Source organism: Paraburkholderia sp. 32, assembly GCF_050435345.1.
GTDB lineage: Bacteria > Pseudomonadota > Gammaproteobacteria > Burkholderiales > Burkholderiaceae > Paraburkholderia > Paraburkholderia tuberum.
In genome coordinates this window covers 883,536-897,239 of record NZ_JBNDKD010000001.1, presented here as the reverse complement: position 1 = coordinate 897,239, position 13,704 = coordinate 883,536, and the positions used below count along the sequence as shown (strand labels likewise).

Sequence of the window (13,704 nt, the reverse complement as noted above, 5' to 3'; positions counted from 1 at the left end):
AAGCCGGCATTCTAGTCGTGTCGCGGCGAGCGCGCTCGGCAACGCCCATCCTTTGCGCGCGCCACGTACAATCCGTCGACCGTCACGCAGGAAATGGAAACAGAATGACCGAACAGCATCGCGATCTCGTGCTCGTGACCGGCGCGTCCGGCTTCGTCGGCTCGTCGGTGGCGCGCATCGCGCAGAGCAAGGGCTTTCGCGTACGCGTGCTGGTGCGCGCGACGAGTCCGCGCAAGAACGTCGAATCGCTCGACGCGGAAATCGTCGTCGGCGACATGCGCGACGAAGCATCGATGCGCAACGCGCTGCGCGGCGTGCGCTATCTGCTACATGTGGCCGCCGATTATCGGCTGTGGGCGCCGGACCCCGGCGAGATCGAGCGCGCGAATCTCGAAGGCACCGAGGCGACGATGCGCGCGGCGTTGAAGGAAGGCGTGGAACGCATCGTGTATACGAGCAGCGTCGCCACGCTGAAGGTGACGAGCTCCGGCCAGTCCGCCGACGAAACCTCGCCGCTTCGCGCCGACCAGGCGATCGGCGTCTACAAGCGCAGCAAGGTGCTCGCCGAGCGCGCGGTCGAGCGCATGATCGCCGAGGACAGTCTGCCCGCGGTGATCGTCAATCCATCGACGCCGATCGGCCCGCGCGACGTGAAACCGACGCCCACCGGGCGCATCATTCTGGAGGCAGCGCTCGGCAAGATTCCCGCATTCGTCGATACGGGGCTGAACCTCGTGCACGTCGACGACGTCGCCGCCGGTCATTTCCTTGCGCTCGAACGCGGCAAGATCGGCGAGCGCTATATTCTGGGCGGCGAAAATCTGCCGTTGCAGCAGATGCTCGCCGATATCGCGGCATTGACCGGCCGCAAGGCACCGACACTGAGCCTGCCGCGCTGGCCGTTGTATCCGCTCGCGATGGGCGCGGAAGCGGTCGCCAAATTCACGAAGCGCGAACCTTTCGTCACCGTCGACGGACTGAAGATGTCGAAGAACAAGATGTATTTCACGTCGGCGAAGGCGGAACGCGAGCTGGGGTATCGGGCGCGGCCTTATCGCGAGGGGCTCGCCGATGCGCTCGAATGGTTCCGGCAGGCGGGGTATCTGAAGCGGTGATCAAGGGGTAAGTGAACGGTTAAGTGAAGGGCTGAACAGCGGCCGTAAGCATTTTGTTACAAGTCCCGCGCCGGCGACGGGTCCAAGCCCGCGCGCAGCGGGTAAAATCGCGGGTCCTACCTGAGAAACCTCGCATGAATCTTCACGAACAGCTCGGCGCGCTGGAAATGGGCGTCGATCAGCTCATTCAGGCTGTCGTGGCCACGCAGGCCGAGAACACTCCCGAGACAAGCGCTGACGCTGCGGCATCGCCCGCGGCGGTGGAGCATGCCGCGCACGAAGCAGCGGCGCAAGCGGCAGCGGAACAGCCCGCGAGCACCGAAGCAAACGCAGAAACGCACGCCGAAGCGATCGATAAGCCGGCCGCCCCGCAGTTCCAGCCGACGCTCGAAATCAACCGCCCCGCGCGCGACGAAATCACGATGACGATCGGCGACCAGACCGTCGCGCTACGCCCGGATCAGATCGGCCGGCTGATCGAGGAACTGTCGAACGCACGGGCCTCGATGACGCCGGAGCAGCCGCAAGGCATCCCGCCGGGCTGGCAATTCGTCTCGACGAAGAATCCGATGATGGCCGTGCAGAAGCAGTCGAACGGCGACCGCTTGCTGGTGATGCGCCACACCGGCCACGGCTGGGTGCCGTTCACGTTCTCGCCGGACATCGTGATCCAGATGTACATGATGCTGACGAACGCGTGATGAAACGCACTACGTAGAAAAAGCGGCCTGGAGCCGCTTTTTTTACGTCTGCCTTCTGCATCCGACGAGCGCATCGGCCATCGACAGACTTCAGCGCTCCTGCGCTGGCGCCTGCACACGCGCCTTCCACTGCCCACCCTTGCCACGCCAGTAGCGCACCGCCGATGCGAACGTTGCGCCGACATAGAACAGCGCCACGAGCGGCAGAAACGGCGCCCACAGCGGTGAGCGCCGGTAGTAGACGAGCATCGGCGCATAGGCGCAGCACATTGCCGCCCACGCGATCCAGGCCGGCCAGCCGAGCGGCCCGAGGATCAACGCCGCGACCGGCGGCAACAGATAGATGATCGCCATGCCGACGAGCGTGCCCGCGAGCAGCAGCGGCGAGTAGCGCAACTGCGTGAAGGCGGTGCGCGCGATCATGTTCCAGATGTCGCGCCAGCTATCGTAGGGACGCAGCGACACGCTCTTCGCCGCCACATCGAGCCGGATCGGATGACGGCCGGTGCCACGATGCTTGATGCGCGCGGCAAGACTGCAATCGTCGATCAGCTCGGCGCGAATCGACTCGATGCCGCCCGCTTCCTCGAGCGCCGCGCGGCGCACCAGCATGCAGCCGCCCGCCGCGGCCGCGGTGCGGTTGCGTGGATTGCTGACCCATGCGAACGGATACAGCTTCGCGAAGAAGAACACGAAGGCCGGAATCAGCGCCTTTTCCCAGAACGAATCGCAGCGCAGCCGGACCATCAGCGAGACGAGGTCGCGCTTTTCGGCATCCGCGCGCGCGACGAGCTGCGTCAACGCCTCGGCGGGATGGCCGATGTCGGCATCGGTCAGCAACAGGAATTCGGCCGGCAGATCGAGCGTGCGCACCGCTTCGATGCCCTGCGACTGCGCCCACACCTTGCCGGACCAGCCCGGGGGCAACGGCTTCGCGCTCAGCACGGTGAGGCGCTCCGGACATTGCAGCCGCAGCGCTGCGGCACGCGCGGCGTCGGCGGTGCCGTCGGTGCTGTGATCGTCGACGACGATCACGTGGAACGCGCCTGCATAGTCCTGCTCGAGCAGCGACGTAACCGCCTCGGCGATCACGTCGACTTCATTGCGCGCCGGTACGACGGCCGCGATGGCCGGCCATGCGTCGCGCGCCGCGATGGCCAGCGGCGCGGCGGGGCGCGCGCGCCAGAAGCCGCCACGCGCGAACAGCAGCACGCACCAGATCAGCAGGGAAACACACGAAAGAACGAACAGGACCGCCGCCATTAAGCATTACCCTCGATTGAGCGCGCCGCCATGCCGACGCGTCTGGATAGTCTCATTTTCAGGGTGCGCGCCGCCACCACGCACCAGTCGAACAGATTGAGGACCGGGCGCGCGCGGAACACATCGTAATCCGCGCGCTCGATGCGCTCGAGAAACCGAAAGCCTGCATGCACCGCGCCGCACAGCTCGATGCCGAGCCGCCCCGGCATGCGCAGCGCGAGCGGTGCGCCGCGGACCAGCGTGGCGCGCACGAACGCGATTTCATACGCCATCAGCGCGCGCCACGCATCGTCGACGACACCATCGGCAATCTGCGCCTCGGTCACGCCGAAGCGGCGCAAATCGGCTTGCGGCAGGTACACGTGCTGTCTTTGCAAGTCGGCGGCGACGTCGAGCCAGAAGCTGATCAGTTGCGACGCCGTGCAGATCGCGTCGGCATCGGCAAGATTGTGCGGCGTCGCCGCGCCAACCAGATGCAGTAGCAGATGCCCGACCGGATGCGCCGAGCGGCGGCAATAGTCAACGAGCGCGGCGCGATCCGCATAGCGATTCGTATCGATGTCCTGCGCGCAGCCCTCGAGCAGATCGTAGAACGGTTCGAGCGGCAGCTCGTGTCGCGCGATCACGCCAGCGAGCTTGCCGAACAACAGCGCATGCACGGGCGCGGCGCGCCGTTGCGCGATCGCGTCGAGCCCGGCGCGGAAATCGGCCAGCCGGGCATGCCGCTCGGCGGCGCTCCACTGGCCTTCGGCGGAGATATCGGCCGCGGTGCGCACGACCTGATAGATAATACCGACAGGCGCGCGTAGGGCCTTAGGCAGCAACACGCTCGCGATCGGAAAGTTTTCGTGCTGATCGACGTCCATCCAGCGAGCCTCGAAACCATTCTGTAATACGGCGCGATGTCCGCGCGGCAAGGATCGGTAGTTTAAGGGTTCCGCCGTGACGGTGCAGTGTGCGGTCATGGTCGGGCGCGTTAAGAGGCAATCCCGCGCTGACTCCTTACATCTTTGTAACGCTCGCCGCCCCGGTCCTCCGCACGGCCCAGCGGGTGCGGCAAGCGGCCAACACACGGGCCGCAGCAAAAAGCAAAGTGGCCCCGATAGCGTTAGAATGCGCGTTTGGTTTTGCTGTACCGGCCGGTCGCCGGGGCTCAAGACGTCAACTAATCAAGATGGGCGCGGCGATAAAGTCAGTTTCACGACTTCTTCGAAACCCGCGTTAGTCGGAGTTCGCCAACTTATGCGAGTCATCCTTGCTCAGCCCCGCGGCTTTTGTGCGGGCGTTGTCCGCGCAATCGAAATCGTCGATCGTGCGTTACAGCAACACGGCGCGCCCGTGTATGTCCGCCACGAGATTGTCCATAACCGTCACGTGGTCGACAATCTGCGCCAGAAGGGCGCGCGTTTCGTCGAGGAACTCGATGAAGTGCCGCAAGGTGCCGTCGCGATATTCAGCGCGCATGGTGTTGCGCAAACCGTCGAACGTGATGCCGAAGCGCGCGGCCTCGACGTGCTCGACGCAACCTGCCCGCTCGTGACCAAGGTGCACGTACAAGGTCGTCAGTACGTGGCCGCCGGCCGCACGCTGATCCTGATCGGCCACGCCGGCCATCCCGAAGTGGAAGGCACGATCGGCCAGATCCCCGGCACGGTGCTGCTCGTGCAGAGCGAGGCAGAAGTCGCGAAACTCGAGTTGCCGGTCGATGCGCCGCTCGCCTACGTGACGCAAACCACGTTGTCGGTCGACGACACGCGCGGCATCATCGACGCGCTGCTGCGCCGCTTTACCGACATGGTCGGTCCCGACACGCGCGACATCTGCTATGCAACGCAGAACCGCCAGGCGGCGGTGCGCGAATTGAGCAAAGAGGTCGATGTACTGCTGGTGGTCGGCGCGACCAACAGCTCGAACTCGAACCGGCTGCGCGAAATCGGCAGCGAGAGCGGCGTGGCGAGCTACCTCGTCGCCGACGGCTCTGAAGTGAAGCCGGAATGGTTCGCCAACGTGCACACGGTCGGCATCACGGCCGGCGCGTCGGCGCCCGAAGAAATGGTCGAAAACGTAATCGATGCGCTACGCGCATTGGGGCCCGTCGATGTCACGACGATGGCGGGCCGTGAAGAAAAAGTCGAATTCAAGTTGCCATCGAAACTGATGCAACCACTCGCTGCACGCGAAGTTTAAGGAGGACGCCTTGTCTATTCCGCTGCTACAGAAAGTCCGCGTCGGCGCATACATCATGCGCCAGCATCTCTCCGGCAACAAACGCTATCCGCTCGCCCTGATGCTGGAGCCGCTGTTTCGCTGCAATCTCGCCTGCAATGGCTGCGGCAAGATCGACTATCCGGATCCGATTCTGAACCAGCGTCTGTCGCTGGAAGAATGCCTGCAGGCCGTCGACGAATGCGGTGCGCCGGTCGTGTCGATCGCGGGTGGCGAGCCCCTGCTGCACAAGGAAATGCCGCAGATCGTCAAGGGCATCATGGCGCGCAAGAAGTTCGTGTACCTGTGCACGAACGCGCTGCTGATGGAAAAGAAGATGGACGACTACGAGCCGAATCCGTACTTCGTGTGGTCGGTTCATCTTGACGGCGACAAGGAAGCGCACGATCACTCGGTGTCGCAGGAAGGCGTGTACGAGAAGGCCGTGGCCGCGATCCGCGAAGCGAAGCGCCGCGGCTTCCGCGTCAACATCAACTGCACTCTGTTCAACGACGCGCAGCCGGAACGCGTGGCGAAGTTCTTCGACACGTTGGGCCCGATGGGCGTCGACGGCATCACGGTATCGCCGGGTTATGCGTATGAGCGCGCGCCGGATCAGCAGCACTTCCTGAACCGCGACAAGACCAAGCAGCTGTTCCGCGAAATCTTCAAGCGCGGCAACAACGGCAAGAACTGGTCGTTCAGCCAGTCGGCGATGTTCCTCGACTTCCTCGCGGGCAACCAGACCTACGAATGCACGCCGTGGGGCAACCCGGCGCGTACCGTGTTCGGCTGGCAAAAACCGTGCTATCTGGTCGGCGAAGGCTACGTGAAGACCTTCAAGGAACTGATGGAAACCACGGACTGGGACAAGTACGGCACCGGCAACTACGAGAAGTGCGCGGACTGCATGGTCCACTGCGGTTTCGAAGCGACGGCCGTGATGGACACGGTTGCGCATCCGCTGAAGGCGCTGAAGGTCAGCATGCGCGGCCCGAAAACCACGGGCGCGTTCGCGCAGGACATTCCGCTCGACAAGCAGCGTCCCGCCGAGTACGTGTTCTCGCGTCACGTCGAGATCAAGCTCGAAGAAATCACGCGCGCCGGCAAGGGCAAGAAGGTGGAGACCGCGACGGCCGCGCACTGAGGCGTTCGACAGGAGAGCGGCCGCGCGCCGCCCCTGTATTGCGCCTGATCGTTAGTTAGCGCAAGCAACTCGAAAAAAAGCGCGGTGGCCAATCAAGGCCACCGCGCTTTGCTTTTACCGATTGAAACTTCTGTCGACCGACCCGCTTACGCGCCGCGCGCATTATGCGCGGTCAGGAATTTGATCAGCCCGTCGATGCCGCCTTTGGCGATCTGGTCGGCGAACTGCGTCTGATACACCTGGATCAGCCACGCGCCCATCATGTTGATGTCATAGATCTTCCAGCCCGACGGCCCCTTGGTGAGCCGGTAGTCGATCGCGTCATCGCCGCCGTTGCTGATCACGTGCGATTGCACGACGATGTCGGTCGCGCCGCCTTGCACGCTGACCGGCGCAAACTGGAACTTCACGTCCTGGTCGCGCAGTTGCGACAGCGATGCGGCATAGGTACGCGTGAGCAGCAGCGTAAACTGCTCGTACAGTTGCTTCTGCTGCTCCGGCGTCGCCGTCGCCCACGGCTTGCCTACCGCGATACGTGTGGTGCGCTGAAAGTCGGTGGCGGGCAGGAAGTGCGTCTGGACGACCTGGGTGATCTGCGCCATGTCGCCGCCGCGCGCCTGCGGGTCAGCCTTCATTGCAGCCACCGTGCCCTGGACTGCACTTTTTACCACCGCGTCGGGTGCGCTCTGCGCAAACGCCGCCGTGGATACCACGGCCGCAGCCACAAAAGCAGTCAGATATCGTTTCATACGCTTGTCACGACTCGAAAGAAGTAGCGCCGACGGGCCGCAGCCCCGCGGCTAAAGAGAGGTACACCAGTATAGCGGGGATTACGTTCCCATCCGGACGAAGCCGTCAGGAGCCGTACTTGCTACCGAAGTCGGGCTTGCTTGCCCGGGCTCTGTATACTTATGCACCTTCGTCAAAAACAACACCCGTGATAAGGCCACGTCCGCCTACATGCTGAAGTCATCTATCGTCCGTCTCGTCGCGTATTCGGTGCGTCATCCGCTGAGGATCATCGCGCTGTCGATCGTGCTCGCTGTCCTGAGCGGCATATACGTCGCGCATAACTTCAAGATCAACACGGACATCAGCCGTCTCATCGAGACCGACAAGCAATGGGCGGCAGTCCAGAACGCGCTCGACGCCGCCTTCCCCGACCGTGGCGACACCGTGCTGGTGGTGGTCGAGGCGCGCGCGCCCGAATTCGCCGACGCCGCCGCCAACGCGCTGACCGCCGCGCTCAGAGCCGATCCGAAGGAGTTCACGTCGGTCTCGCAGCCCGCCGGCGGCCCCTTCTTCGAACACAACGGCCTGCTGTTTCCGTCCACCGACGAGGTGATGTCCACCACCTCGCAACTCGTGCAGTCGCGCCCGCTCGTCAATCAACTTGCGCATGATCCGAGCCTGACCGGTCTCGCCGGCACGCTGACTACGACCCTGCTGCTGCCGCTGCAACTCGGCCAGGTCAAACTCCCTGACATGAGCCGGCTGCTTGCGCAAAGCGCGAACACGCTCGATCGCGTGCTGGCCGGCCAGCCCGCCGCGTTCTCGTGGCGCGCTCTCGTCGATAAAAGCGCCGCCACCAATCCGGCGCGTTCGTTTGTCGTCGTGCATCCGGTCGTCAACTACGACGCGCTGGAGCCGGGCGCGAGCGCGTCGAGGGCGATTCGCGCAACCGCGGTCTCGCTGCATCTCCAGCAGCGCTACGGTGCGACGATCCGCCTGACCGGCGAGCAGCCACTCGCCGACGAGGAGTTCGCGTCAGTGCAGGACGGTGCGGTGCTGAACGGCATCGGCACTTTCATCGTCGTCCTGATCATTCTGTGGCTCGCGCTGCGCTCGGGCCGCATGATCGCGGCCGTGTTCATCACGCTGTTCGTCGGCCTCGCGATCACGGCCGCGCTCGGCCTGTTGATGGTCGGCGCGCTCAACATGATTTCGGTCGCGTTCATGGTGCTGTTCGTCGGGCTCGGCGTCGATTTCGGCGTGCAGTTCGGCGTCAAGTATCGCGAGGAGCGCAACCGCGACGACCGGCTGTCGGCCGCGCTGATGCACACCGCGCACAGCATCGGCGTGCCGCTCACACTTGCGGCCGTGGCAGTCGCGCTGAGCTTCTTCTCGTTCCTGCCGACCGCTTATCGCGGCGTGTCGGAGCTCGGCCAGATCGCGGGCGTCGGCATGTTCGTCGCGTACTTCACCAACATGACCTTGCTGCCAGCGCTGCTGAAGCTCTTCAATCCGCCGGGCGAAGTCGCCTCGCCCGGTTTCAAGCAGCTCGAGCCCGTCGACGACTTCCTCGACCGCCATCGCAAGCCGGTGTTGATCGGCACGCTGCTCGTCGTGATCGGCGCGACACCGCTGCTCACGCACCTGCGTTTCGACTTCAATCCGCTGCATCTGAAGGACCCGCATACCGAGTCGATGGCAACGTTGCTGTCGCTGAAGGATTCGCCCGAAGCCGCGGTGAACAACGTGCAGGCGCTGGCGCCGTCGCTTGCCGACGCCGACGCGATGGCCGAGCGACTGCGCAAGCTGCCGGAAGTGGGCCGCGTCAACACGCTGAGCACCTTCGTGCCGGCCGACCAGCAGCAGAAGATGATGCTGATCGCGAGCGCCGCGCAACAGCTGCTGCCGGCGCTGCAACAGCAGCCCGCGCCGCAAGCCACCGACGAGTTGCGCGTCGCCGCATTGAAGCGCGCGGCGAATCAGTTGTCGCTCGCGGCCGAGGACCATCCGGGCCCGGGCGCGGCGGATGCGCAGCACCTGTCCGCGACCTTGCAAAAGCTCGCCGCCGCCGACGCCGCCACGCGCGACCGCGCCGAAGTCGCGATGTCCGACACGCTGCGCATCGCCTTGAAGCAGCTTGAGAACCTTCTGCAGCCGACCGAAATAACCCAGCAGACCCTGCCGCCAGGCATCACCGCGATGTGGATCGGCAAGGGCGGTCATGCGCTCGTCGATATCGCGCCGAAGGTGCCGCCCGGCGTCGATCCAAACGACGACCAGATGCTCGCGCGCTTCGCGCATGCGGTGAAGAAGGCGGAGCCGGGCGCGATCGGCGGACCGATCTCGATCCTGCATTCGGCCAACACGATCATCAAGGCGTTCCTGGAGGCGGCCGTCTATGCGCTGCTGTCGATCGCCGTGCTGCTGTGGATCGCGCTGCGCCGTGTCGGCGACGTGCTGCGCACGCTGGTGCCGCTGCTGGTGTCCGCGATCGTCACGCTCGAACTGTGCGTGGTATTCGGCATGCCGCTGAACTTCGCGAACATCATCGCGCTGCCGCTGATGCTCGGCGTGGGCGTCGCGTTCAAGATCTACTTCGTGATGGCGTGGCGCCACGGCCAGACCGGCCTGCTGCAGTCGAGCCTCACGCATGCGGTGCTGTTCAGCGCCGCCACAACGGCCACCGCGTTTGGTAGCCTGTGGCTGTCGCACCATCCGGGCACGTCCAGCATGGGGAGGCTGCTCGTGCTTTCGCTGTTCTGCACGCTGATCGGCGCGGTGGTTTTCCAGCCGGTGCTGATGGGCAAGCCGCGTCAACGTCGCGGGAAGCAAAAAGGAATATAAGCATGAAGCTGCGTAACACCGCGCTGGCGCTCACCGCCGCGGGTCTCATTTCCGGCTGCGCGACCGCTCCGGATCGCAAGCCGGGCGACCCGTTCGAGCCGGTGAACCGGGTGATCTTCAATTTCAATGACGGAGTCGATCGCTATATCGCGGTGCCGGTCGCGAAGGGCTACCAGAAAGTGACGCCGCAGCCGCTGCGCACCGCCGTCAGCAATTTCTTCTCGAACCTCGGCGACCTCACCAACGCCGCAAACGCGCTGCTGCAACTGAAGATCACCGATGCGACCGAAGACATCATGCGCTTCGCGTTCAACTCGGTGTTTGGGATTGGCGGCCTGCTCGACTGGGCGACGCCGGCCGGTCTGCCCAAGCATCATCAGGACTTCGGTCTGACGCTCGGGCATTGGGGCATTCCGTCGGGTCCGTATCTGGTGCTGCCGCTGTTCGGGCCGAGCACGGTGCGCGACAGCATGGGGCTCGTCGTCGATGTGAAGTTCAATCCGCTGAACTATATCGAACCCGCGACCCGCAATCCGCTGTACGTGCTGCAGTTCGTGAGCACACGTGCGGATCTGCTCGGCGCGACCAGCCTTCTGGAGCAGGCTGCGCTCGACAAGTACTCGTTCGTTCGTGATGCCTATGTGCAGCAGCGCCTCGCGCGTCTGCGCGGCACGAGCAATAACCCTCCGCCGCTGCCGAACTACGACGATAACGGCAATACGAGCCCGGCTGCTGCCCCAGCGGCAGGCGCGCCGGCGGGCGGCCTGCCGAATTACTCCGATCCGGGCGATGTGGGCGAGACGCCCAATGGCGCTTCGGGAGCGGGCGGCGCGGCCAAGGGCGCGCCCGGCGCGCTGCCGAATTACAACGATCCGGGTGAGTCCTCGTCGGCGCCCAATGGGGCTTCCGGTGGAGCGACCAACGCGCCCAGCGGGGATCTGCCGAACTACACCGATCCGGGTGACAGTGGCGCGGGCGCTACGCCAGCGGTGCCTGCTGAGCCGGCGTCGGCCCCGCAATAGCGCTCCAGGGGATCTGGGAACCGGCCGCCGGGCCGGCCGCCGGGCCCTGGCGCTTCAGTCCAGCGCTACAAGGCACAGCGGGGCGCCCTGGATGGGCGCCCCACGCTGAAGTACAGCCAGACGTCACCCTTCCTCGACGGCCCTGACGGGTGCCGTTTGCGGTACCGGCTTGGAGTTCGCGCGATAGTGAGCGAACTGCTCGTCCGCGGAACGGATACTCGTGCGGCCATGCAGCGCCGACGGAAAAAAGCCCGCTCGACAGCGGGCGGGCAGGTTGGGAACGTATTCCCTAATCCATCGGGTCATACTGGTGGAATCCCTGATAGCCGGTTGTGTCCTCTACCTTGGTTATCCGCCAATGCCCGTTTTCCTTTGCGACGAACACGACGAGATTCTGTTTTTCCGTTAACCCGAACGTGACTGGAATTACCGCCGTCCCGCCGAGCGCGATTGCCGGATGCAAAGTCATCGTTGTGAGCCATATTTGCGGATCGAGGTCTTGCACCCGCGTGAAGTAGTCCGCTCCGCCCGGCAAGCGTTTGTGGCGATAGTCGTCCCGCAGATTATCGACCGTCGGTTTTGCCACATAGTTGTAAATGTGGCTATCCGTCAGTTGATAAACGCTGCCCTCCTGCTGCAAATACCAAGTGTAAAACGCCTTCACTGCGGCCTCTGGTGTATCCGGAGTCGCTGCGGTGGTTACACCCGGCTCGAGTACCAACGCAAGAGCCAGTGAGGCAAAAACGCGCAAAAGAAATTTACTCATTGTCAGTCGTGCCGGAATATTTTGTATGTAGGTTTCATGGTTCGATAGGCCTGACCCGGATAAAACCCATGCAATTGTCGAAAATCCGATATCCATATCTGGCCGTCAAACATCGCCATGTGGCCGTATGGATGACCCGTAATGGCCTGAATAACTACCACGTCGCCGCGCTGCGGAGTGACATCCACCTCGTGAAACCCCGCTCCCACGAGCGACGAGCCGTAATCTTTCGCGTACGCCGTATGCGTAATCCGCAGTCCTCCCGCTTCAATCGCACGCCTGGTGTACTCCGCGCATCGGCTCTGGCTCGATAGCCTCGCGTTAGCTTGCAGGTATCGTACCGCACCGGTTTTGTCCCATGCCATTTTTATCAGGCTCCTTAAGAAGAGGAGCCTGATAATTGCCGCCACTCGATGGGCGAGTCAATTATTAATATGGAATTTGACCAGAATTTACAATTAGATTCACCATTTTTATTACGGAGGATGCTATCCGAAAATAAAAACGGGCATTCATCGGCTAGAATTTTCTCTTTTTTAACCGGTGAACATTGTGAGCAATAACCGGTATTCATTCGGCCGCCTGGTGCTACCCGAGGACAGGCTGCCGTGATTGACACCAATATCTGGGACCGCCGTGCAGGCGGACCCGGTGCCGCTGACCCTACGCATGCGGGCAGAAGACGTGCGACTCGGAACATGGGACACCAAAGCCATTGAATCAGCGAACGCGCCGCCTCACTGCAATTGATCGCCTCGGATTGGTCGTTCCACAGACCATGCTGGCATTCATCCGTCGCCATCCGGAAGTGCTGACAAACAGGCCAGCGCGCCGGCACTACGCCTGTCTGGCGCTCCATCGAGCGGAATTGGTATGAATTGGATCGTCGATAAAGTGGCGCTTCTGCTCGCCGCTATCGCCTGTGCGGCGATCGCATGGGCGCTGATTCGCTACAGCGGCCAGTGGTTTCCGCTGCTACTGTTCATACTGGCATTTGCGGGGCTTTACGCAGATAACCAGCGGCTGCGCAACCGCCTAAGGGACCTGGGCGAAGACTCGAGTCGCCGCTCCAGGGGTAGGTCACGCCCACGCTAGCGACTTGCTGCCGGCCCCAGACGCAGTTGGGATGGCTAACCGCCATCCCCGTCGCTCAACTGCTGACGCCCGCGATCCGCAGCGCGCCGCCCTTCCCCAAGGCCTCCCGCGCCTGGACCAGCGTAGTCCGCGCGGCGCGCGCATCGCCGGCGAGGCGCAGCAGCGCGCCGAGTTGCGACGGCTGCCGCAGCAATTCGCGCAGAATTGGCCCGAGGGCGGTGCTGCCGTCGTCGCGCAAACCAGCGGTCGCGGCCGGTGGCAGCGTGCGCCAGGCCGGATCGACGATCGCGCGACACACGGCGAACGGCAGACCGTGCGCGGCAGCGGTCGCGCCAGCGATGTGCGATTCCATATCCACCGCGAGCGCGCCGGTCGATTCGTGCAGCGCGCGTTTATCTTCGGCGGTGATCAGCGGCGCGGCGACCGCCGCCATCGCGCCACGGCGCAGACGTCCCGCGAGCCCTTCTGCCGTCCTGACGTTGGTCACGGCGGCGGCAATCCGCTCCGCCCATTGCCGATCCGTGTCGATACGCCCGAACGGCCCATGCACGGCATCCGCGACGATCAGCGCGCCCGGCTGCAGATCCGGCGCGAGCCCACCCGCCGTGCCGAAACTGACGATCCCCGCCGCGCCGCGAGCGACCGCGGCGTTCAGTGCGCGCTCGAGCAGATCGGCGCGCGCCGCGTACACGACTTCGACGCGCTCGCTGCCGTCGCCGCGCGCGATGCGCGCCTCGAACGCCATGCCCGTCACGACGATCACCGGCAAGCCGCTATCGCCCGTCCCCACGGACGGCGTCATCGACACGGACAT

The 13,704-nt window shown here is 64.1% G+C and carries 12 protein-coding genes; 6 read left to right on the top strand and 6 right to left on the bottom strand.

Annotated elements, in window-relative coordinates; translation table 11 throughout:
• Nucleotides 1-104 precede the first annotated feature (104 nt).
• Both hpnA and OKW26_RS04210 read left to right on the top strand, forming a co-directional pair.
• A complete protein-coding gene (hpnA, locus tag OKW26_RS04215; RefSeq protein WP_429352777.1) occupies nucleotides 105-1,115 on the top strand; it encodes a hopanoid-associated sugar epimerase in 1,011 nt (336 codons plus the stop codon).
• A 134-nt stretch (nucleotides 1,116-1,249) separates the two neighbouring features.
• Nucleotides 1,250-1,816, top strand: a complete 567-nt coding sequence (locus OKW26_RS04210) for a hypothetical protein (protein WP_184057731.1) — start codon at nucleotides 1,250-1,252, stop codon at nucleotides 1,814-1,816.
• A gap of 90 nt (nucleotides 1,817-1,906) precedes the next feature.
• Here OKW26_RS04210 and OKW26_RS04205 read toward each other — a convergent pair whose 3' ends face one another.
• On the bottom strand, nucleotides 1,907-3,079 hold the full coding sequence (locus OKW26_RS04205) for a glycosyltransferase (protein WP_429352776.1): 1,173 nt from the start codon (nucleotides 3,077-3,079) through the stop codon (nucleotides 1,907-1,909).
• Complete coding sequence (gene hpnC, locus OKW26_RS04200; protein WP_429352775.1) at nucleotides 3,079-3,945, bottom strand: squalene synthase HpnC; 867 nt, start codon at nucleotides 3,943-3,945, stop codon at nucleotides 3,079-3,081. The genes OKW26_RS04205 and hpnC overlap by 1 nt, the downstream gene beginning before the upstream one ends.
• Nucleotides 3,946-4,321: 376 nt before the next feature.
• Between hpnC and ispH the strand changes: the two genes are divergently transcribed.
• Complete coding sequence (gene ispH / locus OKW26_RS04195) at nucleotides 4,322-5,266, top strand: 4-hydroxy-3-methylbut-2-enyl diphosphate reductase (RefSeq protein ID WP_090808097.1); 945 nt, start codon at nucleotides 4,322-4,324, stop codon at nucleotides 5,264-5,266.
• 10 nt (nucleotides 5,267-5,276) lie between these two features.
• Nucleotides 5,277-6,431 carry an adenosyl-hopene transferase HpnH gene (hpnH, locus tag OKW26_RS04190; protein WP_018423996.1) on the top strand — a complete coding sequence of 385 codons (1,155 nt, stop codon included), beginning with the start codon at nucleotides 5,277-5,279 and terminating at the stop codon, nucleotides 6,429-6,431.
• Nucleotides 6,432-6,577: 146 nt separating this feature from the next.
• On the opposite strand, the gene OKW26_RS04185 is transcribed toward hpnH, so the two are convergent.
• Nucleotides 6,578-7,180, bottom strand: a complete 603-nt coding sequence (locus OKW26_RS04185) for an MlaC/ttg2D family ABC transporter substrate-binding protein (protein WP_184057725.1) — start codon at nucleotides 7,178-7,180, stop codon at nucleotides 6,578-6,580.
• A gap of 211 nt (nucleotides 7,181-7,391) precedes the next feature.
• On the opposite strand from OKW26_RS04185, the gene OKW26_RS04180 reads away from it, so the two are divergent.
• Both OKW26_RS04180 and OKW26_RS04175 read left to right on the top strand, forming a co-directional pair.
• A complete protein-coding gene (locus tag OKW26_RS04180; protein WP_429352774.1) occupies nucleotides 7,392-10,007 on the top strand; it encodes an MMPL family transporter in 2,616 nt (871 codons plus the stop codon).
• A 2-nt stretch (nucleotides 10,008-10,009) separates the two neighbouring features.
• Complete coding sequence (locus OKW26_RS04175; RefSeq protein WP_429352773.1) at nucleotides 10,010-11,029, top strand: MlaA family lipoprotein; 1,020 nt, start codon at nucleotides 10,010-10,012, stop codon at nucleotides 11,027-11,029.
• Nucleotides 11,030-11,318: 289 nt separating this feature from the next.
• Here OKW26_RS04175 and OKW26_RS04170 read toward each other — a convergent pair whose 3' ends face one another.
• From OKW26_RS04170 to OKW26_RS04160, 3 genes are all read right to left on the bottom strand, one after another.
• Nucleotides 11,319-11,795: a DUF3828 domain-containing protein gene (locus OKW26_RS04170; RefSeq protein ID WP_429352772.1), complete on the bottom strand. Its 477-nt coding sequence runs from the start codon at nucleotides 11,793-11,795 to the stop codon at nucleotides 11,319-11,321.
• 2 nt (nucleotides 11,796-11,797) lie between these two features.
• Nucleotides 11,798-12,160: a CHAP domain-containing protein gene (locus OKW26_RS04165; protein ID WP_429352771.1), complete on the bottom strand. Its 363-nt coding sequence runs from the start codon at nucleotides 12,158-12,160 to the stop codon at nucleotides 11,798-11,800.
• Nucleotides 12,161-12,945: 785 nt separating this feature from the next.
• Complete coding sequence (locus OKW26_RS04160) at nucleotides 12,946-13,704, bottom strand: phosphorylase (RefSeq protein WP_429352770.1); 759 nt, start codon at nucleotides 13,702-13,704, stop codon at nucleotides 12,946-12,948.